We start from the raw sequence: 25,197 nt of genomic DNA on the forward strand, positions 1-25,197 counted from the left end.
CATCCCATCAAGGTGTTGTACCGTACCTGATAAACTTAAAAGACCAACCAAGAATAAAATAATAAACGGCGTACCCTGAATGACAGAACTGCAAAAGATGATGAATGGCGAGCCCTTTGATGGCGGCGATGCCGAGATATGTGCCCTGCGGGATAGCGCGTATGCCCAGGTGCATGAGATAAATCAGTGCGGCAACGTTGATAAGGCTCAGCCTCTGCTGGTTGAACTGCTGGCGGCTATGGGGGAGGAGTCATTGATCCGCCCGCCTTTTTGCTGTGAGTTTGGCAAGAATATTCGGGTAGGTCGCAATAGTTTCCTTAACTGTGGTGTCACTATGCTGGATGGTGCGCCTATCACTCTGGGTGACAATGTGATGGTGGGGCCCAATGTGCAGTTTTACACGGCTTCTCACTCCCTGAATCACCTTGAACGTCGCAGCTGGGCCACCTTTTGTAAGCCTATCAAGGTAGAGGATGATGTCTGGATTGGTGGTAATGCGGTGATTCATTACGGCGTGACTATAGGTGCCCGCTCTGTCGTGGCGGCCAATTCCGTGGTCAACCGCGATGTGCCGCCGGACTCTCTGGTGGGCGGCACTCCGGCCAAAGTGATTAAGCGGCTGGCATAGCTCATACAGCGATATCCTGAAGTCGTCCGGTACTTTTCAGTTGAAGCCTGTGGCAAAACCACGGGCTTTTTGCTTATCTAATACTCTAAATAGGTACAAACCTTGCGGATGCGATGATGAGCAAATATGAGAAGTGGCAGAGGACACGGGCAAAAGGTCGGGCACATTTTATCTGGTTCAATGGTTTTTAGGGTCTGTTGACCTTTCATGGTTGAATTTTGCTCGAGATAGACGCGCTTTAATCGCGACGCAAGGTGTGCCGCCTAGGGGCCTAAGCAAATACCTTGCAACAAAGAGTAAAGCGCGTATAGCCGAGCCCTTCGGGCAGCGTTTGTCGTCGCTTTCTACTGCATTAACGCTCATTTATGTAGAACAACTACACCTCAATCGCGTTGCTTTGTATAAAACAACGACAAAAAGCTGCAAAAACCATCTTCAAAGGTCAACAGACCCTAGTGGGGCTTTACCACGGCAATTATCTGGTCGGTAATCATGTCCTTTATATCGCCTGTCGATCCCTGGTGGCTCAGGTTTGCCATCGCCCTGGTTGCGTTTCCCCTGGGTGGACTTGGATGGGCAGCCTATGTGTGGAAAAAGAGTGAAGCCCAATATGCCGAGTGGGAAAAGACTCAGCCTCCTGAATAGCTTAACTGTCGGTGCCCGTCGCAGTATTTCCCCTTGTACTGGCAGGGTTAAGGCAGCCCTCCATCGTCTTGTTCCATTGCTGTTTCAACTGACGGGCAAACGTCTGCACCAGGGCGTTGTTTATTTGCGAGCCATGATAAACCAGCCACAGAGTCCAGCTGGGTAAAGGGTCGGTCGAGGGGATACTTTGCAGTTCAACATCGTCTTCAACAATAAAGTCCGGTAACAGACCTATACCCGCACCGGAACGTATCACCTGGGCCGCAGCCATATAGCAATCCACTTTAATCTGGTTTTGGCATCTGTGTTTCAGTGTGCCTTGCCAACGTTCGGCGGGCAGATGAGAGAAAGTGCTGTTGAGTCCTATCCAGGTGTCAGGCAGTGGGCTGGCGTGTTTGCTTTTTGCCGGAACCAGAGTGAAATCGTTAAGCCGGATCGCCACCAGTGACTCATCAGGGGAGTTGGTGGCCCGTATCGCCATATCTGTATGCGCCAATCTGAGGTCTTCGTGCACCGGGCTCACCTTAATATCAAAGCGAATGTCCGGATTGGCGCTGTTCAGCTTGCCAACAATCACAGAGAGAGTTGGCAGGGCGATATCACAGCAGTTGATGGTTAGATTACCTGATTGAGCCAGCTGCTTTTGCTTTATCCAAAACTGAATCTGATTGTGTTGCTCTGTCATCTGTGCGGCAAAGTGACTCAGCTGCTCACCGTCTGTTGTCAGGGTTATTCTGTTGGCGCTTCGCCGGATCAAAGGAACGCCAACCACAGATTCCAGTCTGGATATCCTTCTGCAAACCTGAGAGTGGCTGATCTTTAGATGTGCCGATGCGCCCGATAGGGTGCCAGCGCTCACCACGGCATGAAATATCCTGAGGTCATCCCAATTCAGCTCTGCATTATTGCAATCGCTCATTGCATTTCTCCCAATGTTCCAAAAATCATTTTGTTTCTAGAGTAGAGAAAGCTCAATCATCCATTAGAAGGAGGGCGGTTAATGAAACTCTATGATCTGGAGTTGTCCGGTAATTGCTTTAAGGTGCGTTTATTCTGTGCCCTGACCCAATTGCCGCTGGAAATATACGAAGTGGATTACATGGGAGGAGAGCACAAGTCAGACTACTTTCTGGGGATGAATCCTCTAGGGCAAATCCCCTTGTTTGAGGATGGCGACTTTCTGCTCAGAGACTCCCAGGCCATTTTGGTTTATTTGGCACAAAAGCATGTGTTACACGACTGGTGGCCACAGGACGCTGCGGCTCAGGCACAGGTGATGCAGTGGTTATCATTCGCCGCCAACGAGATTGCCAGAGGCCCAAATGATGCGAGGCTACATGACCTTTTTGGGGTTGAACTGAATGTGGGACTGGCCAGGGAAAGAGCTGAGTTTTGCGCGGCGATCCTCGATGAGCATTTGAGTAATAACAAATGGTTGGTGGGAAGCGGCCCAACCATAGCTGATATTGCCTGTTATCCCTACATGGCTCTGATGCATCAGGGAGGCGTGAATGCAGCCCCCTATCTCAACCTGATGAGATGGATGGGGGATATCAGGAGCCTGGATGGATTTGTTTCTATGCCGGGAATTGAGTGATGGCTCAGGGCATCAAGATCACTGAGGTTGACCATGTGGGGATACGTGTCAAAGACCCACAGGCATCGATGGCCTTTTATCGTAAGTTGGGTTTTGACAAAGTCCTGATGCTGCCGGAGTTTAATGCCTGCGAGATGGAAAACACTGCAGGTGTCAGGGTTAATCTGATCTTCAATGGGGTCGCAACCCGGCAGCAAGGATTTAATCTGTTGCAGGACTTACCGGACAGGTACCCGGGAATTACCCATATTGCCTGGGTGATCGATTCCATGGCGCGAGCGACAGAATTTTTTGCCAGACACAAGATCGATATTACCGAGGGGCCGAAGAGGATCGGTGAGCGCCGGCTGGTTTGCTTTATTCGGGATCCGGATGGCACTGTGCTTGAGTTTAATGAACTGGGTTAATCAGAAAAAAACTGCCACGCCGGGTGAGAGACAGCGAGGGTAGCCATACTCACCACGGCGGGCAGAGGGGTAAATAAATCATCAGCGACAGTGTTATCAGCAGGGATGACGCAGTACATCCCCTTTACTGTCGCTAATTGTGAACCCCAGTCAGCAAAATTAGCGATTGCTTAATAAAAGGTCGGGATTGACGGGTTTTCGTTGTTAAATCAGGCTGGCCAGCATTTCATCTGAATATTCCACCAGGGTTTCACCGGCCTTAACTTTCGCCACATAGTCAGGGTTGGCGATCAGCGGACGACCAATGGCCAGCAGGTCGAATTTATTATCGGCAATCGCCTGGCTGCCGGTTTCGGCGCTGTAACCACCGACACCGACCAGCGTCTTGCTGTAGTTGGCTCTCAGGTAGGCGGAGCCTGTACCGCCAAGGTAATCAAATGTCATGCTGTCATCGAAGATGCCCAGATGCAGGAAGGCCAATTCCCGCTTTTCCAGCTCAGCCAGGAAGTAATCAAAGACTTCACGGTCTCGGGCGTCTGTGCCCATATTGAAGTAAGCACCGGGAGATACCCGCAAGGCGGTGCGATCGGCACCTATGCGGTTACTGATAGCGTCCACTACTGCCAGCGGGAAGCGCGCCATATTCTCCGGCGTCTGGCCATATTCATCGGTACGTGTGTTACTTGCATGGTGCAGGAACTGGTCTATCAGGTATCCGTTGGCACCATGGATCTCCACTCCATCAAAGCCTGCATCTATGGCGTTGGCTGCGGCCTGACTGTAGTCCTCTATCAGTTTGGTAATCTCTTCATGGCTGGCGGCTTTTGGCACTGTGTACACCAGCTCACGCATACGGGGCACTGTACCTTCCACGGCGATGGCCGATGGGGCCAGCACATATTCGCCACCAAAGAAGTGAGGGTGCGCGACCCGGCCTGTATGCCACAACTGAGCGAAAATCTTGCCGCCTTTGGCATGCACGGCATCGGTCACTTTGCGCCAGCCCTGGATCTGCTGGGCGGTAAACAATCCCGGAGTATTGGGATAGCCCTGACCATCGGCTCTGATAATGGTGGCTTCAGAGATAATCAGGCCGGTATCGGCGCGTCGGGCGTAATAGTCAGCCATGGCCTGGGTGGGCACCAGGTTTTCATCTGCCATGCAGCGTGTCAGTGGTGCCATGAGAATGCGGTTCTGCAGAGTCAGGGTGTCATTGAGGGCGTAAGGTTGAAATAAGTTGTCCATGCTTCTTTGCCTTTGGGATATTTATTGAATGCTCATTCAAATTAGACTATCTTGAATGAACGTTCAAGATGTTTTTTGAGCACTCATTCAAATCAGGCCGGGATTTGAGTTAGAATCCCTGATATTCGAACCGATTAGAGAGTCACAATGCGCAGTGCAGAGTTTGACCGTGAGCAGGTGCTTCGCGCCGCTATGGATGCCTTTATTTGCAAGGGTTACGGCAAAACCAGTATGCAAGACCTGAAGCAGGCTACCGGCTTGCATCCGGGGTCTATCTATTGCGCCTTTACCAATAAGCGCGGTTTGCTGCTGGCAGCGCTGGACCACTATAAGGCTGAGCGTGGTGCAGAGTTTGAGACTTTCTTTGCCGATAAGGCCAGTGTGCTGGAGGGGATTGAGGCGTATCTTGCCGGTGTGCTGGATGAATGCGAGCGGGATGAGATACGTGACTGTTTGCTGCAAAAGGCGTTAAGTGAACTCTCCCATCAGGATGAGGAAGTGGAAGCCCTGATAGGTTCCATGTTGACCGACTGGCAGGCTGCTTTTACCGATAAGCTTGAGTTGGCGCAGCAACAGGGAGAGATCCCCAAAAACAAAGATTGCCAGGCCCTGTCGCGGTTTCTGGTGATGGGTATTTATGGTATGCGTACCTATGCTCATACCAAGCCGGAAAAGGGCGCACTGGCAGGCCTTGCCCGGCAGTTGATGGATTATATTCGCAGTTAATCGTTGTGGGGTTGGCACTCGGTGAGCTGGATATTAGCCACCCTGTAGCGTGCGAATTTGTCGTTAAACAGTGAATGTCCCGTCTGGTAGTAACCGTCAGGCATTCTGCTGTTAAGTTTGGCATCTCTTAACAACTTATCTTCCGCCTTGGTGATGGTGGCGAAGATAAGATTCTCATCGATACAGGCGGCTATCTCCTCCAGTGAGGGAGCTTTGTCTGCACTCAGCGCAATCAGTTTTTCAACTATCACTTTCAAGGGCACCACATGCTCTTTGACCAGCAGCTTTTTGTCCGACTCCAACACAGCCAGCGATGACACATAGCCGTGCCAAAGCAGTTTGCTCCAGTTGGCCTTTCCTGATGAAGTCACCAGGCCGTGCTGGTAGCAATAGTATTGGTCGATGAAGTGGCGCATATGCTGACTGCGACCGTGGCTCAGTTCCAGTTGGATATGCAAAAGTTCAATAAGGGCGTTTTGACTGTACATGAATTGAAATCGGACGAAGATTATTTCGTCTCTGGCAGGGCTTGATACCCAAGGTGTAAAGAGGCGGGAGAGTAGCGCTATTCGGTATTCAGCGCCAATACCTTTCTGTGCCATTTGTCATTGTTAACCTGTCTGGAGATGTTTTCAGTTATCTCCACCTCTTCTGTTGAAGGGTCTGTAAACTGTAGCCCGGTAAGGAGTTCACCAGTGGCGCATTTGGTCTGAAATGCCTTGATTCCAAAGACCAGATGCTCACTGATAAAGGCGCTCACATCGAACTCTTCATCATGGGTTTGTAACCCGTAATCACGTATCTGACTGACCAGATCATCAAGTGGATTGAACGCGTCTATATCGCTGTAGAGATAGTCCCAGTCCGGTGCGCTCATCTCTATCTGCAGATCTGAAACCTGTAAATAGTGGGCTGCCAGATCCGGATGTTGCTCCAGGGTTTCCAGCAGTTCGGCTTCAGATTGTCTTATTCGGCGTTTCAGCGCGATCAGACTTTTATGGGTCGACGCTGCGATGCCAAAAGCGCAAAAGCCTGAGGCGCAGTAAAGGCTATAGGCATACAAGCCGTCCTGTTGCAGATCACTGTGGATGTTTGCAAAGTGCTTTACCATACCGCTGGTTATCATCTGGCTCAGTTGCTTGCCGACGGAATTGATATCCAAAGCAACTCCCTCTTTGATTGTGGTCTTAAACCAATCTACAGAATTCACCGCGAAGTTAAAGCCGGACTGATTCCCTGATGAGGTTGAGACTCCCGGTAGAAGCTGAGTAAGCAATTGGTGGCGGCACATTAAATTATCTACACGGAACGCTGATAAAAACTACATTTCCTGCGATATTAGGTGTAGAATTTCACCTCTTTAGAGTATTTGCTCTAAATTTTTTTGGAATGAATGCCGACATTGGACGTATGACTCTGACTCCGAGTTGAATATGCTGAGTTTCCCCCTGTGCTCTGCGTGATCAGGCTGCACAGTGTTGCGTCTTATTCTGGGTGACATTTAACTGGCGTAAACTCTGCATTCGCACTTTCCAACAAGCCTGCCAAAGATGAGGGATACAAGTGAGATTAACGATTCTGGCACTTTGTCTGCTGCTGCCTTTGCCGTCTTTTGCTACGCAAGGGGCGCAAAGCGGGCTACAGCAAACAATTAGCTTTGATAAAGCCTGGGAGCAGCTGCAGACAGTCAGCGATAAGCTCAAAGCCGATGAGGCTCACCTCAGTCGGGTAGAGGCATTGAAGCGGGGCGGTGAAGCCCTGGATTTGCCCACCGTGGGGATCAGCGGCAGCTATACCCATCTGGACAAGCCGGTGGAGCTGGATCTTCGCGACCTTAACCCTTTGGCCTCTCTTAATGGCGGTGACCTGCCAGTTCCTATTCCTCCGGCTATTGCTGGTTTGCTGGAAAGCCTGCCTATGGTGACGCCATTTACCGAGCAGGATATTTTCCGCGCCAGTCTGCAGGCGCTGTGGCCTATCTATACCGGCGGTAAAATTACGGCAGCACAAAGCATTCAAAAGGCGCAGGTAGCAGAACAGAAACAGGCTGCTGAGCTGGCTAAGCGGGATCTCTTTACCACCTTGGTGGACAGATATTACGGCGTTATCGTCACTCACAAGGCCTGGCAAACCCAGCAGGCTCTGGTGGATGCGTTAAGCGAGCATCTGGATCACGCCATTAAGCTGGAGCAGCAGGGGCAGATTGCCAAGGTCGAGCGCCTCAATGCCGAAGTGGCACTGTCCAATGCCAGAGTCAATGCAGCCAGTGCCATGCGCCAATATCAAATGGCGGGGATTGCTCTCAATCGTATGTTGCATCTCGAGCAGGCAGATCCCAGATCAGATCTGTTTATGCTCAATACCGATCCTTCCCTGCCTCAGCTAACCCAACTGACACTGGCTCAACATCCGGCGCTGCGACTGCTTGAGGCCAAAGAAGCTCAGGCTCAGGGACTGGTGGATGTGGAGAAGAGCCAGTATATGCCCACCGTATTTCTCTACGGTAACTACACACTTTATGAAGATGACAGCCTGGCCTCCAAAATGGAGCCGGATTGGCTGGTCGGCGTTGGCATCAAGATGCCAATTATCAGCAACTCAGGCCGTGGCGATAAGGTCGAGGCTGCCAAGAGTGCGCTGCTGCAGGCCAGATACACTAAGGCCCAGACCCGTCAGGACTTAAGCCTGCTGGTCGATCAAAGCTATCGACAACTGGAGCAAGCCAGGGAAGAGGTCACCTCACTGAATACCTCATTGGAACTGGCTAAAGAGAACCTGAGATTGCGGGAGCTGGCTTTTAATCAGGGTATGTCCACCTCCATTGAGCGGGTGGACGCACAGGTTAAGCTGACTGCGGTGCAAACACAGCAACTGGCCGCCACTTACAGATATGTGCAGGCCTATGCCCGCCTGATGGCCGTGTCCGGCCAACTGGATGAATTTATTGCCCGAAGCAGCCTGCCTGACACTCACACTGTTACACCAGCTTCGATTACACCAAACAAGACTGAACACAAAGATGGGGAGAATCACAATGCGCGCTAACCGAATCCTGGCTCTGGTAGCCCTGTTGGCTCTGGTTGTCGTGCTCGGCTACGGCATCAAACTGGCATACAGTCCCAAGCCTGTGGTTTTACAGGGGCAGATTGAAGCCCGTGAATACCATGTCTCCTCTAAAGTGGCTGGTCGTATTGAGCAGGTGATGGTACGCCGTGGTGATGTGGTGAAAGAGGGCGACCTGATCTTTTCCATCAATAGTCCTGAGCTGAATGCCAAATTGATGCAGGCTCAGGGGGGGCGCGACGCTGCGCTGGCACTGAAAGATGAAGCCGATGCCGGTGCCCGTAAACAGCAGGTGATGGCGGCCAAAGAGCAGTGGCAGAAAGCCAAAGCCGGTGCTGAGCTGGCTCAAACTACTTTCAAGCGGGTAGAAAACCTGTTTGATGAAGGCGTGCTGCCACGTCAAAAGCGCGATGAAGCCTATACCCAGTGGCAGGCTGCCAGATACACAGAGCAAGCTGCACTGGCCATGTATCAGATGGCTCAGGAAGGCGCCCGCAAGGAAACCAAGGCGGCTGCTGCCGGTAAAGCCATGATGGCCCAGGGCGCAGTCAACGAAGTGGAATCTGTACTGAAAGACAGCCAGATGCGCGCTACTCACAGTGGTGAGGTGAGCGAGGTACTGCTGTTTGAAGGTGAGCTGGCACCAACGGGTTTCCCTGTGGTCAGCCTGATCGATATGCTGGACAGCTGGGCGCTGATGCAAGTGCGCGAAGATCTGCTCAAGCACTTTAAAATGGGCGAGACCCTTAAGCTGCATATTCCTGCGCTGGATAAAGATGCTGAATTCAAGGTGAGTTATATCAGCCCTATGGGTAACTTTGCCACCTGGCGTGCCACCGAGGCCGGACACGATTTTGATATGCGCACCTTTGAGGTAGAGCTGCGCCCCGCACAGCCGGTTGACGGTTTGCGCGCCGGCATGTCTGTCATCTTGCCACTTTAACTCTCTGCGAAAAGGGATGGATACATGATGCTGGAGCCTATTCGTCGAGAATGGCGGGCGCTGCTTAAGGATCCCTGGTTGCTGGCCCTGGTCAGCTACCTGCCTTTGCTGCTGGCGTTGGGTCTTTGGGGGCTGTTTTCTGCAGCCGTACCCAGAGAGCTGCCGGTTGCTCTGGTGGATCTGGACCAAACACAGCTCAGTCGGGCGCTGGGGCGACACATTCAGGCCAGCCCGGCAAGCCTGCCGCTGTCATACAATTCTGAAGCTGATGCCATAGATGCCATGAAACGGGGCAAGGTGTTTGGCATGGTGATTATCCCAAGCCAGTTCAGTGCCCGTTTGCAAAGTGGTAAGCAGCCGACGCTGGAGATCCGTTATAACGGCCAGTTCCTCTTGGTGGGAAAACTGCTGAACAGCAATCTGCAGCAGAGTCTGGCGCCAGCGCTGCAGCAACTGGCCCGCACTCAACTGCTGGCCAAAGGCGTGCCCAGTGTACAGGTCGGGGTGAATGTCAGTCCTATCCAGTTCCAGATCACGCCTCTGTATAACCAGGCCAGTAATTATGTGGCTTTCTTGATGCCACCCCTGCTTATCGCCCTGTTTCAGATTGTCGGCATGCTGATTTTTGTCAACGCCCTGAATCGGGAGCTGGACACTAGCGGCTACGGTAACTGGTTAGCAAACTGGGGCAGTAATCTTACGGTTAAGTGGCTGGTGTATTTGCCACTGGCCTTGCTGCAAAGTGCTGTGATGATGGTGTTCCTCTATGGCTATCAGGGCATGCCCATCAATGGCGGCTTTGGTTGGTTGGTGCTGGCGCAGGCGGTGATGCTGTCAGCTGTATTCCTGTGGGTTTCGACCATCTTCTTCCTGCTGCAGGACAAGGCCAGGGTTGTCAGCTTCTGTACCGCTTTATTTGCTCCGGCCTTTGCCTTTATGGGGGCGACTTTCCCTGTGCATGAGATGCCGGAATTAGCCAAGTTGTGGCGGATATTGATGCCATCGAGTCACTATATTGAATCCCAGATTGCCGTGGTCAGTTATGGCCTGGGCACTCTTGTGGGGACTGGGGCAGATGTGCTTAACGAACTTGCCGGTTACTGGGGCTTTTTACTCTTGTTTATTCCTATCGGCGCGTTGGCGACGCTGCGTAAACGTCAGTGGCAAAACAATGCACTTGTGGTGACCAATACCGGCTCTTCCAAGCCGTCTGGGGAGGAGGCCTGATGAGTATCTGGAAGTTGGTGCTGCTTGAGCTCAAAGCCATAGCGACAGACAAAGCCATTGCCATCACCCTGTTCGGCGGCGTGCTGTTTTACTCAGTACTTTACCCCTTGCCTTACCTGCATGAAGTACCAACCAGACAGGCGATAGTGGTGGTGGATTTGGACCGCAGCGGTTTAAGTCGTGAGCTGATCCGCCATGCCAATGCCAGCCCCAAGCTGGAAGTGGTGGGGACGGTGGGCAGTATCCCGGAAGCGGCAAACTGGATTGCACTGCCGAGAGAGGGCATTCAGGCCCATGGCCTGCTGGTGATCCCTGAGCATTTCAGCCGGGATGTGAAGCTGGGTAAGGGGGCGACCCTGGCCATTGGCGGCGATGCAAGCTACTTCCTGGTGTATTCGGCCATTGCTGAGGGGCTGGTGGATGTGGGGATGGACTTTGCCACCGAGCTTAAGTGGCAGGCGTTGACCAGTCGCGGTACCAACCCGGTGGCGGCCGAGTTGCAGTTAAATCCGTTGGATATCAACTCAGTACCCGCCTTTAACCTGTCGCTGGGTTACACACCTTATGTGGTGCCTGGGTTGTTTTTGTTGATCCTGCAGCAAACCATGTTGGTGGGGATAGGTATTCTCGGTGCCGGTCAGTGGCGCAATAAAGGCTACTGGGATCAGGTTTCACCCTTGATGCTGTTGGGGGGGCGTATGCTGGCCTTTATGCTGATCTACTCTGTCTTTACCGCCTACTATGTGGGTTGGTGCTACTACTGGTACGGTGCCAATCTGATGGCCAGTGCCACCGAGGTGGGTTTGCTGTTGCTGCCATTTTTGCTGGCGACCACTGTGGTGGGGATTGCCTTCAGCGCTCTGTTTACCAAGCGGGAGCAGCCGACTCAGGTGCTGCTATTGCTGTCGATGCCTATCCTGTTTGCCTCTGGCTTTGTGTGGCCCTTGTCATTGATCCCTGAGCCTTTGGTGTGGCTGTCGCAGATCTTCCCGGTAACCCCGGCAATTATGGGGATGTTGGAGATGAATCAGATGGGTGTCAGCTGGAGCCAGATATTGCCTTCTTGGCTGCATATGTGGGGGCTGTTGGTTATCTTCACTCCGCTGGCGTGGTGGGGGATTAAGTACCACAGAGACAGGCTAGTGGATAGCAAGAGCAAGCAGCTAAGCTGAGCGCGAGTGACTCCCGTAAAAAAGCCAGACTCTCCGTCTGGCTTTTTTCATTTGCTTGTCCCGTCCTGTAGAGGATTACAGCAGAGTAACTGGCAGCGTCAGTGTGGTTCTGATACCCGCCGGGGTCGACACTTGAATGCTGACATTGGCTACTCCGGCCTCGCCATCATGTTTCAGGCTGAAGCCTGTTTGAGTACCGCCATGGGAGTTGCCTTTTGGCACAGTGTAACCATTGAAGCTAACAGTACCTGCATCTGCGGAGACGTCGACACTGGTTCCTGAAGGCATGATCTGATTGGCGCTGTCATACAGACGGACTGTGAAGAAGGAGGAGGCATCCGGATTTATCGGAGCAGCCGTCAGAGTATTACTGGCGCTGTTATAAATCTCTGTGCCGTCCTGGGAAATGGTAAAGAAGGCGGCTGAACCGGACATGGTCATTACCAATGCCTTACGCACATAGGTTTTATTCGCCTGATCTTCACCACACAGACTGCCTTCGCACTGAGGACCGTTAAACTTGCCATCGGCCGCGCCATAGCTGTTACTGCCCTGAGTGTTAAAGAACTTCTCGCCGGCATCATAGCTGAAGTTTTCATTGTCATCCCTGAAGGCATCGGGAAGGTCGCTGAAGCCGGATGCCATATAGGCTTCCCTGTCCATGCCGTTACCACTACAGCTTACCGCATTACCTGAACCATCCAGACAGGCGACCACTGCACTGCCATCGGCGGCATCAAAGATGTTATTGCCATTGGTATCGAAGAAGGTCTCATGACCCAGTGCATAGGCCATCACAGTGATTCTGTGATCAGGAACCCTTGGGTTTGCCGACGTCCAGGTGACACTACAGCCGCCTCCTGAGGTCACACAGCTTGGCTGTATCTGGCCGCCCTCAGTGGTGAAGTTGATCGTGGTGTCATCTGGCACAGGGTTACCAAAGCTGTCGGCCAACCGGGCTGTTATGGTGACTTCAACACCGTCTGTGTTGTCTGTCTCCGGATTGGCGTTGGAGGTCGCCAGACTCATGCTCAACTGTTGTGGCAAGCCTGTGTTGATAGACAACTGCTCTGACTGAGTCACTATGGTTTCGCCTGAGTCACCGTCGGTGGCTGAAGCCTGAATACGAACCGGTGTTGGCACTGTTCCTGCCAGTACCCGCACGCTCACCAGACCTTCTGCATTGGTCAGGCTGGAGTCGGTGATCTCGCCATTGGCAAAGGTGATACCGCCGACCACAGTGTCCAGGCTGAAGTCCACTTCCTGCTGGGCAGCACCCTGGCCATTGGCACTGGATACCTTAAAGGTTACCAGTGAAGATTCGCTGGCATCTGTCCCGCCGCTGCCTTTGATACGTATGCTGCTGGGCTCGGCAGAAACAAAGCTCAGATTGGCCAGTGTCTGTCGTGCCAGTGAAAATGGCAGGGTGGCAGTCAGGGTCTCATTACCCGCAAGCGTGGTCGCCACTATCTGGTCATCCCGTTCACTGTTGCCACTGCAGCTGACATCCTGGAAGGTGGAATTGGCACTGCCGGACAGGGTGGTGACGGGGGAGTCCAGTGTTGCAGCTTCAGCGGTCACACAGTCTGAGCTGAAACTGATGCTGGAAGGCGTTTGCACCGGAGTAATGCTGCCGTCACTGGCTTCACTGACCAGAGTCGCGGTAATACCGAAGGAACCTCCGGCACTGACCACATATTTGCCATCAGCATTGGCAGTCAGAGTGGTTTTCAGTTTGCCTTCGACAAAATCGCTGCCATCGAAGTATCCCAGTTTCAATATGCCATCTGTGCCTATGGCATCTTTGGCGATCACTTCATACAGGCTGGTACCTGTCAGCGGGTTGCCGTTGATCTCGGCGGAGACGGTCAGGCTGTGCGCTCCCAATTCAGCTTCAGCCGGGGTATAGCTGACCTGAGCAACTCCGGTTTCAGAGGTCAGTGCGGTATTGGGGGTGAGTGAGGCATTGCCCGCGCTGAAAGTCACCAATTGATTGGCCAGGCCCTTGCCCTCGTTGTCGGTCAGTTTGGCTTGCAGCTGCACGGCTTCATCTACCCGAAAACGGGTCACTGCTTCGCCAGACTGGAGAATACTGGCGTTCAGGCTGGGAAGTGTTGCTGTTGGGGGCGTGGGTTCTCCCACAAACTCAAAGTTGCGATTGGCTCGCAGGGAGTCGCCTTCATCAGGCGTAAAGGACACACTTGCAGTGCCTGCGCCCTGAGCTGCATCAGGATTACTGATTACCAGAGTGGCTTTACCATCGGCTGAGGTAAGGGCTGTGGCTGCCGACAGGCTGCCCAATGTGGTACTGAAGTCGATGATTTCCCCGGACTGGGGACTGGAACCTTTGGAAAGAGAAGCGACAGCACAGAAGCTGTCGCCGGCATTAAAGCTCTGGGTGTCTGTGGTCTCACCACATACCCCGTCGACCCGGGTCTGAAACTTAATGGTCAGGCTGTAGCTGCCATCATTACCTGTTGGGTCTGTACCATCTGCGGCTCCATTGCACCCTGCCAGTCCTATGGCGGCCAGCACCGCCACACCATAACGAAAATCCCGTTGCATGGTCACTTCCTTGTAGAAGTCTTAAGGAAGGTGCATACAAGGCCCCGTTAATGATACGCAGGACACCTTCCTGTGGTTATTCGATCTCGCTGCGCAGGTACTTAAACAGCTCAGTGGCTGATTTGGATTCGGGTCCCTTGGCCAATTCTTTGTTACTTGACCGAACCAACTGACGCAGCTTCTGTCTGTCGAGATGCGGATGTTCTTCCAACAAAAGCTGGATCTCAGCATCTCCATCACTTAACAGTTTATCCCGAAGTTTCTCAAAAATCTGGATTTTTGCTGCTTCATTGTTGTTTTTGTTAAGCAAGTTGGCCAGGTGTACTTCCAATTGCTCGACATCTTCGTTACGCATAACTTTGCCGATAAACTGTACCTGACGACGGTAAGCTTCGGTCTTTGGCTTAATCTTCTTGATGGCCATTAGCGCGTCATACAGTTCTTCGCTCAGTTCCAGCTTTTCCAGCTGGCTCTTGCTCAGGTTAACCAGCTTAAGGCCGGCTTCCTGCAGATCTGCACTTTCTTTCTTGTATGACGTCTTGCTGATGTAGTCATCATCATTGTCGTAGGGCTGCTTAAAATGTTCTGAATCGCCAACGATATTCATGGGAAAACCTCACTATCAATATGGCGCTAATATTAACATCCCGCTCAGGCTTTCGCCTAAGCCTATATAGGTTGTGGCGATACTTTAACCAGAACAATATGTTAAACCCGCTTCTCTACACTTTATGTCAGTGGAATGGTATCTGCCTGACTGTTATGCTTAGGCCAACATAGATCAGTGAAGAGACAAGACGTGTCGTCAAACAATATTGAACATGAACTGGGGGCGCTGAAAGAAGCTGTCGCCATGGCACTGGACTACGCCAGGGAATTGGGCACCAGTGACGCCGAAGTTGCTATCAGTAAGCAACAGGGCTTGTCGGTATCTACCCGTTTGAAAGAGGTAGAGACCGTGGAGTTCAACAAGGATGGTGCTTTGGGGATCACTCTGTATCGGGATGGCCGTAAAGGCAGCTCCTCTACCTCGGATCTGAGCCCGGAAGCGATTCGTCAGGCGGTTCAGGCGGCCAATGATATTGCCCGTTATACAGGCGAAGACAGCTTCAGCGGTCTGGCTGACAAAGAACTGATGGCTACAGAGTTTCCTGATCTGGATCTGTACCACCCGCAGGATCTGCTGCCGGAGGCTCTGGCTGAACTGGCCATTGCCACCGAAGATGCAGCCCTGTCTGCCGACAGTCGTATTACCAACTCTGACGGTGCCAGCGCCAATGCCCATACCGGCATTAAGGTGTACGGTAACAGCCATGGTTTCCTCAATGGCTATGCCAGCTCACGTTACAGCCTGAGCTGTGTGGTGATCGGTGAAGACGAGCAGGGCAATATGCAGCGTGATTACGATTACACTGTATCCCGCAAATATGGCGAACTGGCTCCGGCTGCTGAGATTGGTGCCAAGGCTGCCATGAAGACAGTGGGCCGTTTGGGCGGTCGCAAGATTGCCACCACCAAGTTGCCTGTGCTGCTTAGCCCGGAGATCTCTACCGGTATGATGGGACACCTGATCAGTGCCATCAGTGGTAGCAGTCTGTACCGTAAGTCCAGCTTCCTGCAGGACTCTCTGGGCACTCAATTGTTCCCTGAATGGTTCAATATTGCCGAGCAGCCACACCTGTTGGCTGGCCTTTCAAGTGCGCCTTATGACAGTGAAGGTGTCGCGACCAAAGATCGCGCTATCATCAGTGCCGGCATGCTGGAAACTTATCTGCTGACCAGCTACTCCGCCCGTAAGCTGGGTATGGTGAACACAGGTCACGCCGGTGGTATCTACAACTGGACTGTGGGCGACAGCGGCCAGACTTTCGACGAGCTGGTGAAAGCCATGGGTACCGGCCTGATTGTCACTGAGGTGATGGGCCAGGGTGTTAACATGGTCACCGGTGATTACTCCCGGGGGGCTGCTGGTTTCTATGTGGAGAACGGCGAGATCCTGTACCCGGTAGAAGAGATCACTATGGCGGGCAACCTGAAGGATATGTTCCGCAATATTCAGGCTGTGGCCAGCGACAGAGATTATCGCAGCGCCATTCGTACCGGCGGCATTTTGCTGGATGAGATGAAGATCGCCGGTAACTGATCCGCTTGCTGATATAAACAGAAAGCCACTCAAAAATGAGTGGCTTTTTTATTGGCTAGTCTTTGATTTTATAGGAGTAGTGTACGGGGAATCCCTTTCGCATCAGGATTAAGGTAAAAGCTTCCTGTTGCTGAAGTTGGTCCCACAGCGGAACCTGATCCGCATGCATCCAGGCATCTCCTACCCGCATTATCACATCACCAGTTTCCAGCCCCAGTGTCTGGTAAAACTCCTCTCCGGCGACGTCTCCCAGCTTAAGTAATGCATGCCCTTCGACCAGGTGTTCGGCGGGCTGCAAATAGGCCGCCAGCTGCTGTTGCTTTTCAAGCTGCTCATCGAGCCATTGCCGCGATAACACCATTTTGCTTTGGGTCGGGCTGCGCTTGTTGGCGGCGGCTGGATCCCGGACCCTGTCTACCCTGGGTTGCTGAAGCCCTGGCTCAGCTTGATCCGCTTGCTGCTTTGCCTCCGGTTCCTGAGTAGGTTGCGGCAGCGGGATCCCCAGACGGGCGAGTTCGCTTTCAATAAAATAACGATAGATAGCCAGTGGCTGAGGGCCGGGCAGGTACAGGCCATTGATAAGAACCACAGGAACTCTGGTCATTCCGAGTGATTTTGCCAGCTTTATATCAGCCTGGATCTGCGACTCATACCGACCACTCTGCAGGCAGGACTCGAACGCCTGTGATGCCAGTGAAAGCTGTCTGGCTATGGCGACAAAACGTTCCTGCGTCAGCCTGTCCTGACTGGCATACACGGCGTCATGAAACTCCCAGGGTACTTGCTGCACTGCGGCGCATTGTACCGCCAGGGCTGCCTGTTTGGCATAACGATGAAACCCCTGAGGGAAGTCATAAAATCTTTGGTTGAGCATACCAGGGTAGAGGCTGGCCAGCTGCTGCAACAGGGGGTTAAGCCGCCCGCAATGGGGGGACTGGTAGCTGCAAAATATCTGCAGTTGTATCGGGGCATCGACATCGCCCCGCACAGGCCGCTTGTCAAAGGGCACCATCAGTCTGGGAGGCATTGGTGGCTTTAGCAGGATCTCACTCTTGCTGCCTTCGAGATCGGAATGACTGATAAGTTGCTCAATTCGGGCAAGCCGCAGACGATATGCCTGCCAGTCCAGATCAAATAAGGCCAGTTGCAGATCTTTATCTATTTGACTCTGGGTAATGGTTTGTCCGGCGAGCCGGGCCAATGGCCGATCTGCGCTTTCGACTATTGGAGGGCGTTGCTGGCGGTCGCTGGCTGGAGTCTGAGACTCTTTTTGATCGCAGGCGCTCAGCAACAGACAGGCTATCAGTGAAACGACATTAACTGTAAAGCGCACGTTGGGCCTCTTTTATGATTGGCCCATCCTTGCGGATGGGCCCAGGGGGGTTACTTATCCGGGTTGGCGTTCCAGATAAAGTCGGCAATCGTGCCCTGAGTTGCCACATTGGGGTGGAAGCAATCACCACCATCAATGTTGTCGGCGCCAAAGACAAAGGTACCGGCCGACGGCGTATTTTCATCCACGTATTCAGACACCACTTCTATGCCATTGGGGTTCTGGCCATTGGTGTTGGCATTGTAGGCCGCGGCCTCTTCAGCCAGTACCCGGTTATAGAGGCGCTGTGCCTGGGCAACACCGTTAAGACGTGTGCTCAGAGATTCATTGTTGTAGGTACCACCGGCCGTGACGATTTGGCAGACATCATAGGTAGACCAGAGTGATTCACAATTGATTGCTGAGCTGCTGGCCTGCTTGTCCAAACCAGCCTGGCGCAGATGCTGCACTCTGGGCACGCTGCCAAGCAGCACAGTGGAGCCCTGGGGCAGACCTTGCATCAGGGTGTCGAGTCCGGCACGCACCGCACCTCGCCACTCGCTTTCACTGTAAAGGGGATCGCTGCAGTTGGCGGGATCGATACAGTTGCGGTTACAGATATCGTTACCTCCCAGAATCACTTCCACGTGATCTGGCAGTGGCGACTGAGTCACTATGGCGGCAGCCTGTTCAGCAAAGTTGGGTTCGCTGCCCTGATCGCCAGCACCAAACATTTCGGCGCCTGTGGTGGCGGCATCTTTGTTGGCACCAATGTTGGAGTCGAGTCGTTTGTACTTGTCGTGGACACTGTCTACTGCGTTGTCCCAACCATCAAACCAGGAGTGCTCGGGCTGATCGCCGCCCAGCAAGCACCAGAGATCCCAAAACCAGACGTTACCGGTACAGTCGGCTGCAAAGGCGCGGGTGATACTGTCACCTGCGGCAGAGATATTCTGGACACCGGTCGCCGGTGGCGGTGGTGGAGTGGTTCCCAGATCATAACTGGCTGTCAGGGTAACGCCTGAATAGGCTGACCAGGCATCCAGCATGATGGCGTAGTTACCGGCCTCTGGTGTGGCAAAGCTGCATTGCTCGTTGTTACCTGAGCGGTAAGGACGGCAGTCCCAGTCACTTTCAGAAACGCTTGAGCCAAAATTGACATAGAGGTCGGCATCACCAGAGCCGCCGCTGATAGAAATATTGAGATTACTGGCGTCCTGAGGAACGTTGAGGTTGAAAAAGCTCTGGCTGCCGGACGAGCCCGACAGATCTGAGATGGGCTGACCATTTTCCAGTGTGCTGGCCCAGCTATGGGTTCCAAGCAGTGTCATACCTGCCAGGCATAGTTGCAGTGGCCGCTTGAGGGAAAGCAAACCGGTTCGTGTGTTTGACATGGGAGTTATCCTTGCAAATTCAGATTTTCTATTTGTTTTATTTAGATACAGCGCATAAGCGGTAGGGCATCTTTCCGAATTGCTGGAGTTCACCCTGCTTGAACCGAGTTAATGCATCTAGCTTCCAGCCTTGGTCCTCGGAGGTCTGACCTTGGAAGCAACAAATGTGTAACAATTAATTTGTTACCCCGCAATAGCTGTGCAAGTCCCTGAAACCAGCGGGTTTAACTTAGAAAGGAACAGATGTTTTAAATATTTACTCTAAAAGTATGTTTAAGCTTTAGCTTATGTTGGACATTGGCGAGTGATATATGAGGGGAGGGCTGTTTTAATCTTGCTTAAAAATAAATTTCATTTTTTTAAGCTGTTTTTTGTTGCTTTTGTGTTGAATGTGGTTTGTGTATCTATTTGGATGTAGAAGATTATTCTTTTGTTGGTAGGCTTGTAGCCAGCTTGAACGGGGCACAAAAAAACGCTGATCCCATCCTGGGCAAGAGCAAGTTCCTGTTTAGGACTTGTCTTGCGGGGTTCAGCGTTTTCTGGCTTCTGTTTTATTGAATCAGCCTGCCTGCGTCAGGGAAAACATGACGCAGACTTTGGGGGCAATCAGTCTTGCAGCTGCACCATTTCAGCCCACAGATCGTGCTCATCTGAGTGAGTAATCACGGCGCGTACCATATCACCCGGAGTCAGTTCGGTTTCGCCGTTCAGGAATACCATACCGTCGATCTCCGGAGCGTCGGCGTATGAGCGACCGATAGCACCTTCTTCATCGACGTCGTCGATCAGAATGTCCAGTTCGCGACCAACCAGGCGGGCCAGACGCTCGGCACTGATCTCTGCCTGAACTTCCATAAAGCGGCGGTATCTGTCTTCTTTCACTTCGTCGCTGATAAGCTCACCCAGAGTGTTGGCGACTGCGCCTTCCACTTCTGAGTACTTGAAGCAACCCACGCGATCCAGTCTGGCTTCACGCAGGAAGTCCAGCAGGATTTCAAAGTCCTCTTCGGTTTCACCCGGGAAGCCAACGATAAAGGTTGAGCGGATAACCAGATCCGGGCAGATCTCGCGCCAGCTCTTGATGGCGTCCAACTGACGGTCAACACGACCCGGACGCTTCATCATCTTAAGTACCCGTGGGCTGGCGTGCTGCAGCGGCAGATCCAGGTATGGCAGGATCAGGCCTTCTGCCATCAGGGGGATCAGCTCATCAACCCAGGGGTATGGGTAAACATAGTGCAGACGAACCCAGGCACCCATCTTACCCAACTGGCGGGCCAGCGAGGTGATGTCCTGCTTAACCGGCATACCGTTCCAGAAATCGGTACGGCTGCCATGGTCTTTACCATAGGCAGAGGTGTCCTGGCTCACCACCAGAACCTCCTGAACGCCACTTTCCACCAAGCGCTTGGCTTCGTCCAGCACGCTGCCGACACCACGGCTGTCCAGATCGCCACGCAGCTCAGGAATGATGCAGAAGGTACAACGGTTGTCACAGCCCTCGGAAATCTTCAGGTAAGCATAGTGCTTGGGTGTCAGCTTAACGCCGGTCTGAGGAACCAGGCTGGTGAAAGGGTTGTGCTCTGGCTTGGGCACATACTTGTGTACGTGCTTGAGCACTTCTTCATAGCTGTGCGGGCCGGTGATCTCCAGTACATCAGGGTATACCTGACGGATCTGGTTTTCTTTGGCACCCAGACAGCCGGTAACCAGTACCTTGCCGTTTTCTTCCAGTGCTTCACGAATGGCATCCAGCGACTCTTCCACTGCGGCATCGATAAAGCCACAGGTGTTAACGATCACCAGATCGGCATTGTGGTAGGTGTTAACCACTTCATAGCCGTCGATACGCAACTGGGTCAAAATCCGCTCTGAGTCCACCAGGTTCTTTGGGCAACCCAGAGACACAAAACCGATGCGCTTGCCGTTGCAGATGCTGTCATCCGGAGTGGCGCTGGCCAGGGTCTTTTCCGCTGTTTCCAGCGTGGTGGTTTGTTTTGGGTTAAAGGTTTCGACTGTCATAGCGTTGCGTATATTCTCTGAATACTGAGTGATGCAAATGGCCGATTATCCTGCAAGTCGAGGTACGGCGCGTCAGGCGCGGGATTATACCCGAACCGATACAAAGATACAGAGTGAGTGGTTAAAAAACACCCTTATTCAGGAAAGCTTTTCACGGACGAAAATTTTTTTGAAAAAATAACCCCTTTTCTGAATCGGCCCGTTTATAGGGGTAAATCAAGTCAAAAACCTGTTTAGATTTTTTTGGAGTCTTTATATGAAACATTCTGTGATTGCCGCCGTTTTGGGTTCTGTATTGTTTGCCTCTGCCCCTGTGTTTGCCGATGTTCCTGACTTCCCGCACCTGGAAACTGTTGGTGTGGGCGAAGTGATTGCTGTGCCGGATATGGCGGTTATCCATGTGCAGGTGAGTGTGACCGAGCAGTCTGCCGCCGCTGCCAAGCAGGCATCTGACAAAGCGGTTGCCAACTTTATCAAGCAGCTGAAAAAGGCGGGGTTGAGCCAGAAGGATATTCAGAGCGCCAATATCAACCTGCAGCCTCAATACAAGTACCAGCAGGGTAAGTCGCCTGAGCTGACCGGCTATCAGGCCAGTCGTGATGTCACTGTTATGGTGCGTAAGTTGCCTATGTTGAATGGACTGTTGGACTCAGCTTTGAGCGAGGGTATTAATCGCATCAACAATATTGAGTTCAAAGCCAGCAATATGGAGGCACTGAAGGCTGAAGCCCGTTTGGCTGCCATTAAAGATGCCAAGGCCAAGGCTAAAGCTGTGGCTGACGGGTTCGGTGAAGAGTTGGATGGGGTATGGCAGATCCGTTACTTTGAACAGCAACCTATCCGTCCAGTGATGTATAAGGCGGCCAGAGCGATGAATGACGCAGTGGGCGAAAGTTATCAGAATGCTCAGATCACTGTGACCGACAGAGTGGAAGTGACCTATAAAATATCCAACTAATTCAGACTATTGAATAATCTATCTGGGTGGCGGGTTTATAACCTGCCACCCATTGTTTTTTAACACCAAAGTAATATGCTGGAACAAGTACCAATCTGCACGGAGTGACGGAACTCCTGCTCGGCTTAACAAGGAGTTGTTATGGCAGATTTTCTATCCCCATATGTTAAGTATGAGTCTTCTCTCAGTCGCAAGCACTCCGGAGAGACCAATACCAATCAGGTCGAATATGCTGGCACGGCACAGGGCGTTGCCAACGAAGCGCAGCTATACAATATTCAGCACAACGAACAGTCATCCCATGAACTGACACTCTTATGCGGCCTGCTGTTTCTGGCGTTTGTATGGCATTGGTTGTGGGACCTGGCCAGAAAAAAGACCCAATCAAATACTTAGCTCAGGCTACCCACTTACCGCTAACCGCATTGGCTAAATCAGGGAGGAGATATGGCGAATTCGGAATCAGATAAACAGCATGAAGTCCCTTATCCTGGTGCCTTTCATCCTGCCGCTTTTTACGTTCCCTCTGCAAAGCACCATCAGCAAGTGAGTACAAATGTGCAGGTGCTTGACCAGAAAGAGGTGGAATACGGCGATCATTCTCAGGGTTGGATGACTCTGGCTTTGGTAGTTTTGTTCCTGGTGCTGCTGGTGGATTGGATGTGGCGAAACCGTCACTGACCGTTTCCCCTTATAATTCCGGCGCCAACTATCACTGTTGGTTTTTAAGTTTTTGATTAAAATGTGATTTGGTTTGCTGTTTGCAGTGAGGTTTCAGGATTAACTTCAGGCGATGTCATACTTCAGGGAGGAAGAGCTTATGGCTAATGAGCATTCGTCAAATCAGGTTGAGTGGCAATCCGGAGCTCACCATCCCGCCTTTTATCAACACGGGTCTCAAGCTGTAATCAAGCTGGAGGCTGTGGGTATCCAGCAACCGGTTCAGACTGAAGTAAAGTACGGCAATCAGTCTGACGGCTGGATTATATTGATTCTTATGCTGGTGTTTGTGTTCAGTTTGATGGACTGGTTTTGGCGCAACCGCCATTAGCGGCAAAACCCAACTCCATTAAGGGCGTTCAAACTCCCGGCACAGCAGCAGCGTTTCCTGTTCCTGCAAAGGTTCTTTGGTGAGCTCACACAGGTATTGTCCCTGGGCCAACTGAGTATTGTGACGACACTGTCGGCATTGCCCGAATGGACGCGACTGATTGGCCTGTTGCATTGAGGTCAGCAGGTTTTGCAGCGGTTGATAACAGTCATTCAGCAATTGGCTTTCAAGCTGCGCCAGCTGAGGTGACAGCTGTTGCGTGTCCAGTATTTCACTCCCCGCCTCGGTCAGCTTTAAATGACTGACCCGCTTATCTTTACTGTCTCCCTGTTTAACGATCAGCCCCTTGGTCTCCAACACCTTGAGGGTCTGTGAAACTGTGCCCTTGGTTTGCCCCAGATACTCAGTCACAGCCATGGGCGTATCTGAGTAACGGTTGCAGTGGGCCAGATAGTTAAGGGCCTCAAACTGCACGGGCTGTAGTCCATATTCGGCCAGTAGCTGACGTCTTTCATTGCGCAGCAGACCGGTAATGCGTTCCAGCAGGAATTGTACTTGGTAGATATCCTGATTCATGGAATAGATAGTATCGAATCAATACTAGGTTGACAATTGGTTATGGCTTTGTTTATTGTTGTTTCGACTCGAAACCATATGGTTTAAGCCTGAACAGATTACAACCCGATGAGTTTATGTCTGTGGGGGTGGGAAACCGGATTCAATTTGCAATGAGGACTGACAGATGAAAACTCTAACCCTTACGTTGGCCATCTCTGCTGCACTGGCTTCCCCGCTGGCGGATGCACACGGCAACAAACATCAGGGCGGTATCCAGGCGGATAGCGACAATGCGGTGCGCTCGGCATTTGACATAGTGCATGCCAAGGTCTCAGCCAAAGGCAATGTCGCGACCTTCCATATGGGAGTGAAAGGCGTGGCTGGTGGCGCCAAGCCTGCTTTGAATGGCAAGTTGGGTGGTGCCGAAGCCTACGCCTATGTGTGGCCGACCAGTATCAATGCCTATGAGGTAGGATTTGATAAGGACGCGGGCATTCTGGCACTGGCTGTGGCCAGCCATCCCGATTTTGACGATACCCCACTGTTCGATGAGAACAATGACAATGACACAGGTAATGATGGCGGAGTCTGGCACAGTCACTGGGTGGTATTGGTACCGGATGAACGCTGTGGGCCGGGGGCTCTGACGGTAAAGGATATTCCGGAAGGCAGTAACCCAAGATTACCGGCCACCTGGCCAGGCTTACCGATTTTACTGGACAGCCCGGGGTGGGACCCTGTGCTTGAGGGGGACACTGTGGAGATCAAAGTCCCCTTCGCCAGTGCCGATGTGCTTAGTAGTGTCTCCTATGATGGTGTCACTGCAGGCCTGAGAGTTAACGCCAATATTCACGCGCCACTGTTTTGTGTGGTGGATGTGATGGATATGGCCTCTGGTGACCTGAGCTTGCCAGGAAAAATATAAGGAGGATGTAATGAAATATCCTGACTATGGCTTGTTACCTGAGCTGGATACCTCACAGTGGTTCAATACCTCTGAGTCACTGACGCTGGATGCGCTGAAAGGCAAAGTGGTGGTGATATATGCCTTTCAGATGCTGTGTCCGGGATGTGTCAGCCATGGCCTGCCTTTGATGCGTAAGCTGGATGCTTTCTATCAAAACACTGAGGTGCAGGTTATTGGTCTGCATACGGTATTTGAGCACCACAGTGCCATGGAGCCTGTTTCATTGCAGGCATTCCTGCACGAATACCGTATCCGCTTCCCGGTTGCTGTTGACCGGCCGGGCGGCAGTGGGCCGGTACCCACCACCATGGCGGCCTATGGTCTGCAGGGGACGCCAAGCTATCTGGTATTGGACAGGCAGGGGCATCTCAGACTTAAGCACTTCGGCGCCCTGGATGAGCTGCAACTGGGAGATCTGATAGCAGGTTTACTGGCTGAGCCAGTCGCTTGTGAACAGTCTGCAACTGACACAGATAAGTCCGCAGCAAGTGCTGATGATGCAAAGGGGGAGCCGCCAGTCTGTGATGAGTATGGCTGCCGCATCTGATGCAGCACTATCCGCATTCGAGCTGGC

Annotated in this window: 26 protein-coding genes; 16 read left to right on the forward strand and 10 right to left on the reverse strand. The window is 52.3% G+C overall.

Annotated elements, in window-relative coordinates; translation table 11 throughout:
• Positions 1-79: 79 nt before the first annotated feature.
• Both ACFOE0_RS17605 and ACFOE0_RS17610 read left to right on the forward strand, forming a co-directional pair.
• Positions 80-628, forward strand: coding sequence for a sugar O-acetyltransferase (locus tag ACFOE0_RS17605; RefSeq protein ID WP_248933908.1), 549 nt, complete (start codon positions 80-82; stop codon positions 626-628).
• Positions 629-1,120: 492 nt separating this feature from the next.
• A complete protein-coding gene (locus tag ACFOE0_RS17610; RefSeq protein WP_248933909.1) occupies positions 1,121-1,273 on the forward strand; it encodes a hypothetical protein in 153 nt (50 codons plus the stop codon).
• 1 nt (position 1,274) lies between these two features.
• On the opposite strand, the gene ACFOE0_RS17615 is transcribed toward ACFOE0_RS17610, so the two are convergent.
• The gene (locus ACFOE0_RS17615) at positions 1,275-2,192 is read right to left on the reverse strand and encodes a LysR family transcriptional regulator (RefSeq protein WP_248933910.1); all 918 of its coding nucleotides are present in this window, start codon (positions 2,190-2,192) and stop codon (positions 1,275-1,277) included.
• A gap of 81 nt (positions 2,193-2,273) precedes the next feature.
• On the opposite strand from ACFOE0_RS17615, the gene ACFOE0_RS17620 reads away from it, so the two are divergent.
• Together ACFOE0_RS17620 and ACFOE0_RS17625 are read left to right on the forward strand one after the other, a co-directional pair.
• Positions 2,274-2,870: a glutathione S-transferase family protein gene (locus tag ACFOE0_RS17620; protein WP_248933911.1), complete on the forward strand. Its 597-nt coding sequence runs from the start codon at positions 2,274-2,276 to the stop codon at positions 2,868-2,870.
• A complete protein-coding gene (locus ACFOE0_RS17625; protein ID WP_248933912.1) occupies positions 2,870-3,277 on the forward strand; it encodes a VOC family protein in 408 nt (135 codons plus the stop codon). Before ACFOE0_RS17620 ends, ACFOE0_RS17625 begins: the two co-directional genes overlap by 1 nt.
• A 204-nt stretch (positions 3,278-3,481) precedes the next feature.
• Here ACFOE0_RS17625 and ACFOE0_RS17630 read toward each other — a convergent pair whose 3' ends face one another.
• On the reverse strand, positions 3,482-4,522 hold the full coding sequence (locus ACFOE0_RS17630; RefSeq protein WP_248933913.1) for an alkene reductase: 1,041 nt from the start codon (positions 4,520-4,522) through the stop codon (positions 3,482-3,484).
• A gap of 147 nt (positions 4,523-4,669) precedes the next feature.
• Here ACFOE0_RS17630 and ACFOE0_RS17635 point away from each other — a divergent pair, with 147 nt between their 5' ends.
• On the forward strand, positions 4,670-5,248 hold the full coding sequence (locus tag ACFOE0_RS17635) for a TetR/AcrR family transcriptional regulator (RefSeq protein ID WP_248933915.1): 579 nt from the start codon (positions 4,670-4,672) through the stop codon (positions 5,246-5,248).
• Here the strand turns inward: ACFOE0_RS17635 and ACFOE0_RS17640 are convergent.
• Positions 5,245-5,736 carry a hypothetical protein gene (locus ACFOE0_RS17640; RefSeq protein WP_248933916.1) on the reverse strand — a complete coding sequence of 164 codons (492 nt, stop codon included), beginning with the start codon at positions 5,734-5,736 and terminating at the stop codon, positions 5,245-5,247. The two genes, ACFOE0_RS17635 and ACFOE0_RS17640, sit on opposite strands and share 4 nt — an antisense overlap.
• Before the next feature lie 77 nt (positions 5,737-5,813).
• Positions 5,814-6,410, reverse strand: a complete 597-nt coding sequence (locus ACFOE0_RS17645) for a hypothetical protein (RefSeq protein WP_248933917.1) — start codon at positions 6,408-6,410, stop codon at positions 5,814-5,816.
• A gap of 401 nt (positions 6,411-6,811) precedes the next feature.
• Between ACFOE0_RS17645 and ACFOE0_RS17650 the strand changes: the two genes are divergently transcribed.
• Genes ACFOE0_RS17650 through ACFOE0_RS17665 form a run of 4 tightly spaced genes read left to right on the forward strand, consistent with a single transcriptional unit; the run spans position 6,812 to position 11,653 of the window.
• Positions 6,812-8,293 (forward strand): TolC family protein, encoded by a 1,482-nt coding sequence (locus ACFOE0_RS17650; protein WP_248933919.1) that lies wholly within the window; start codon positions 6,812-6,814, stop codon positions 8,291-8,293.
• Entirely contained in the window at positions 8,283-9,254 is a 972-nt protein-coding gene (locus tag ACFOE0_RS17655; RefSeq protein ID WP_248933920.1) for an HlyD family secretion protein, read from the forward strand. The genes ACFOE0_RS17650 and ACFOE0_RS17655 overlap by 11 nt, the downstream gene beginning before the upstream one ends.
• A 24-nt stretch (positions 9,255-9,278) precedes the next feature.
• Complete coding sequence (locus ACFOE0_RS17660) at positions 9,279-10,481, forward strand: ABC transporter permease (protein WP_248933921.1); 1,203 nt, start codon at positions 9,279-9,281, stop codon at positions 10,479-10,481.
• Entirely contained in the window at positions 10,481-11,653 is a 1,173-nt protein-coding gene (locus ACFOE0_RS17665) for an ABC transporter permease (RefSeq protein WP_248933922.1), read from the forward strand. Before ACFOE0_RS17660 ends, ACFOE0_RS17665 begins: the two co-directional genes overlap by 1 nt.
• A gap of 75 nt (positions 11,654-11,728) precedes the next feature.
• On the opposite strand, the gene ACFOE0_RS17670 is transcribed toward ACFOE0_RS17665, so the two are convergent.
• Together ACFOE0_RS17670 and yjgA are read right to left on the reverse strand one after the other, a co-directional pair.
• The gene (locus ACFOE0_RS17670) at positions 11,729-14,218 is read right to left on the reverse strand and encodes an Ig-like domain-containing protein (RefSeq protein ID WP_248933923.1); all 2,490 of its coding nucleotides are present in this window, start codon (positions 14,216-14,218) and stop codon (positions 11,729-11,731) included.
• 76 nt (positions 14,219-14,294) lie between these two features.
• A complete protein-coding gene (gene yjgA / locus ACFOE0_RS17675; protein WP_248933925.1) occupies positions 14,295-14,825 on the reverse strand; it encodes a ribosome biogenesis factor YjgA in 531 nt (176 codons plus the stop codon).
• Positions 14,826-15,017: 192 nt separating this feature from the next.
• Here yjgA and pmbA point away from each other — a divergent pair, with 192 nt between their 5' ends.
• Positions 15,018-16,361, forward strand: a complete 1,344-nt coding sequence (pmbA, locus tag ACFOE0_RS17680) for a metalloprotease PmbA (RefSeq protein ID WP_248933926.1) — start codon at positions 15,018-15,020, stop codon at positions 16,359-16,361.
• Positions 16,362-16,416: 55 nt separating this feature from the next.
• Here pmbA and ACFOE0_RS17685 read toward each other — a convergent pair whose 3' ends face one another.
• The 3 genes from ACFOE0_RS17685 to rimO form a co-directional block, all read right to left on the reverse strand.
• Positions 16,417-17,694 (reverse strand): thioredoxin domain-containing protein, encoded by a 1,278-nt coding sequence (locus tag ACFOE0_RS17685; protein ID WP_248933928.1) that lies wholly within the window; start codon positions 17,692-17,694, stop codon positions 16,417-16,419.
• A 50-nt stretch (positions 17,695-17,744) separates the two neighbouring features.
• Positions 17,745-19,067, reverse strand: a complete 1,323-nt coding sequence (locus tag ACFOE0_RS17690; protein WP_248933929.1) for a pre-peptidase C-terminal domain-containing protein — start codon at positions 19,065-19,067, stop codon at positions 17,745-17,747.
• A gap of 606 nt (positions 19,068-19,673) precedes the next feature.
• Complete coding sequence (gene rimO, locus ACFOE0_RS17695; RefSeq protein WP_248933931.1) at positions 19,674-21,089, reverse strand: 30S ribosomal protein S12 methylthiotransferase RimO; 1,416 nt, start codon at positions 21,087-21,089, stop codon at positions 19,674-19,676.
• 256 nt (positions 21,090-21,345) lie between these two features.
• Between rimO and ACFOE0_RS17700 the strand changes: the two genes are divergently transcribed.
• The 4 genes from ACFOE0_RS17700 (at position 21,346) to ACFOE0_RS17715 (ending at position 23,098) form a co-directional block, all read left to right on the forward strand.
• On the forward strand, positions 21,346-22,047 hold the full coding sequence (locus ACFOE0_RS17700) for an oxidative stress defense protein (protein ID WP_115138273.1): 702 nt from the start codon (positions 21,346-21,348) through the stop codon (positions 22,045-22,047).
• A gap of 141 nt (positions 22,048-22,188) precedes the next feature.
• Positions 22,189-22,443, forward strand: coding sequence for a hypothetical protein (locus ACFOE0_RS17705; protein WP_248933932.1), 255 nt, complete (start codon positions 22,189-22,191; stop codon positions 22,441-22,443).
• Positions 22,444-22,494: 51 nt separating this feature from the next.
• The gene (locus ACFOE0_RS17710) at positions 22,495-22,728 is read left to right on the forward strand and encodes a hypothetical protein (protein ID WP_248933934.1); all 234 of its coding nucleotides are present in this window, start codon (positions 22,495-22,497) and stop codon (positions 22,726-22,728) included.
• Between the two features lie 139 nt (positions 22,729-22,867).
• Positions 22,868-23,098 carry a hypothetical protein gene (locus tag ACFOE0_RS17715; protein WP_248933935.1) on the forward strand — a complete coding sequence of 77 codons (231 nt, stop codon included), beginning with the start codon at positions 22,868-22,870 and terminating at the stop codon, positions 23,096-23,098.
• Between the two features lie 18 nt (positions 23,099-23,116).
• Here the strand turns inward: ACFOE0_RS17715 and ACFOE0_RS17720 are convergent, their stop codons facing one another.
• A complete protein-coding gene (locus ACFOE0_RS17720; protein ID WP_248933936.1) occupies positions 23,117-23,674 on the reverse strand; it encodes a MarR family winged helix-turn-helix transcriptional regulator in 558 nt (185 codons plus the stop codon).
• 166 nt (positions 23,675-23,840) lie between these two features.
• Here ACFOE0_RS17720 and ACFOE0_RS17725 point away from each other — a divergent pair, with 166 nt between their 5' ends.
• On the forward strand, positions 23,841-24,581 hold the full coding sequence (locus ACFOE0_RS17725; protein ID WP_248933937.1) for a hypothetical protein: 741 nt from the start codon (positions 23,841-23,843) through the stop codon (positions 24,579-24,581).
• A 10-nt stretch (positions 24,582-24,591) separates the two neighbouring features.
• Positions 24,592-25,170, forward strand: coding sequence for a peroxiredoxin family protein (locus ACFOE0_RS17730; protein ID WP_248933938.1), 579 nt, complete (start codon positions 24,592-24,594; stop codon positions 25,168-25,170).
• Positions 25,171-25,197 lie beyond the last annotated feature (27 nt).

This window comes from Shewanella submarina, from assembly GCF_042646185.1.
GTDB lineage: Bacteria > Pseudomonadota > Gammaproteobacteria > Enterobacterales > Shewanellaceae > Shewanella > Shewanella corallii.

Excerpts from the sequence above, each read along its gene's own strand:
- ACFOE0_RS17605 (WP_248933908.1), top strand. The coding sequence starts at position 80 with ATGACAGAACTGCAAAAGATGATGAATGGCGAGCCCTTTGATGGCGGC.
- ACFOE0_RS17610 (WP_248933909.1), top strand. The coding sequence starts at position 1,121 with ATGTCCTTTATATCGCCTGTCGATCCCTGGTGGCTCAGGTTTGCCATC.
- ACFOE0_RS17615 (WP_248933910.1), bottom strand. The coding sequence starts at position 2,192 with ATGAGCGATTGCAATAATGCAGAGCTGAATTGGGATGACCTCAGGATA.
- ACFOE0_RS17620 (WP_248933911.1), top strand. The coding sequence starts at position 2,274 with ATGAAACTCTATGATCTGGAGTTGTCCGGTAATTGCTTTAAGGTGCGT.
- ACFOE0_RS17625 (WP_248933912.1), top strand. The coding sequence starts at position 2,870 with ATGGCTCAGGGCATCAAGATCACTGAGGTTGACCATGTGGGGATACGT.
- ACFOE0_RS17630 (WP_248933913.1), bottom strand. The coding sequence starts at position 4,522 with ATGGACAACTTATTTCAACCTTACGCCCTCAATGACACCCTGACTCTG.
- ACFOE0_RS17635 (WP_248933915.1), top strand. The coding sequence starts at position 4,670 with ATGCGCAGTGCAGAGTTTGACCGTGAGCAGGTGCTTCGCGCCGCTATG.
- ACFOE0_RS17640 (WP_248933916.1), bottom strand. The coding sequence starts at position 5,736 with ATGTACAGTCAAAACGCCCTTATTGAACTTTTGCATATCCAACTGGAA.
- ACFOE0_RS17655 (WP_248933920.1), top strand. The coding sequence starts at position 8,283 with ATGCGCGCTAACCGAATCCTGGCTCTGGTAGCCCTGTTGGCTCTGGTT.
- ACFOE0_RS17660 (WP_248933921.1), top strand. The coding sequence starts at position 9,279 with ATGATGCTGGAGCCTATTCGTCGAGAATGGCGGGCGCTGCTTAAGGAT.
- ACFOE0_RS17665 (WP_248933922.1), top strand. The coding sequence starts at position 10,481 with ATGAGTATCTGGAAGTTGGTGCTGCTTGAGCTCAAAGCCATAGCGACA.
- ACFOE0_RS17670 (WP_248933923.1), bottom strand. The coding sequence starts at position 14,218 with ATGCAACGGGATTTTCGTTATGGTGTGGCGGTGCTGGCCGCCATAGGA.
- yjgA (WP_248933925.1), bottom strand. The coding sequence starts at position 14,825 with ATGAATATCGTTGGCGATTCAGAACATTTTAAGCAGCCCTACGACAAT.
- ACFOE0_RS17690 (WP_248933929.1), bottom strand. The coding sequence starts at position 19,067 with ATGTCAAACACACGAACCGGTTTGCTTTCCCTCAAGCGGCCACTGCAA.
- rimO (WP_248933931.1), bottom strand. The coding sequence starts at position 21,089 with ATGACAGTCGAAACCTTTAACCCAAAACAAACCACCACGCTGGAAACA.
- ACFOE0_RS17700 (WP_115138273.1), top strand. The coding sequence starts at position 21,346 with ATGAAACATTCTGTGATTGCCGCCGTTTTGGGTTCTGTATTGTTTGCC.
- ACFOE0_RS17705 (WP_248933932.1), top strand. The coding sequence starts at position 22,189 with ATGGCAGATTTTCTATCCCCATATGTTAAGTATGAGTCTTCTCTCAGT.
- ACFOE0_RS17710 (WP_248933934.1), top strand. The coding sequence starts at position 22,495 with ATGGCGAATTCGGAATCAGATAAACAGCATGAAGTCCCTTATCCTGGT.
- ACFOE0_RS17715 (WP_248933935.1), top strand. The coding sequence starts at position 22,868 with ATGGCTAATGAGCATTCGTCAAATCAGGTTGAGTGGCAATCCGGAGCT.
- ACFOE0_RS17720 (WP_248933936.1), bottom strand. The coding sequence starts at position 23,674 with ATGAATCAGGATATCTACCAAGTACAATTCCTGCTGGAACGCATTACC.
- ACFOE0_RS17725 (WP_248933937.1), top strand. The coding sequence starts at position 23,841 with ATGAAAACTCTAACCCTTACGTTGGCCATCTCTGCTGCACTGGCTTCC.
- ACFOE0_RS17730 (WP_248933938.1), top strand. The coding sequence starts at position 24,592 with ATGAAATATCCTGACTATGGCTTGTTACCTGAGCTGGATACCTCACAG.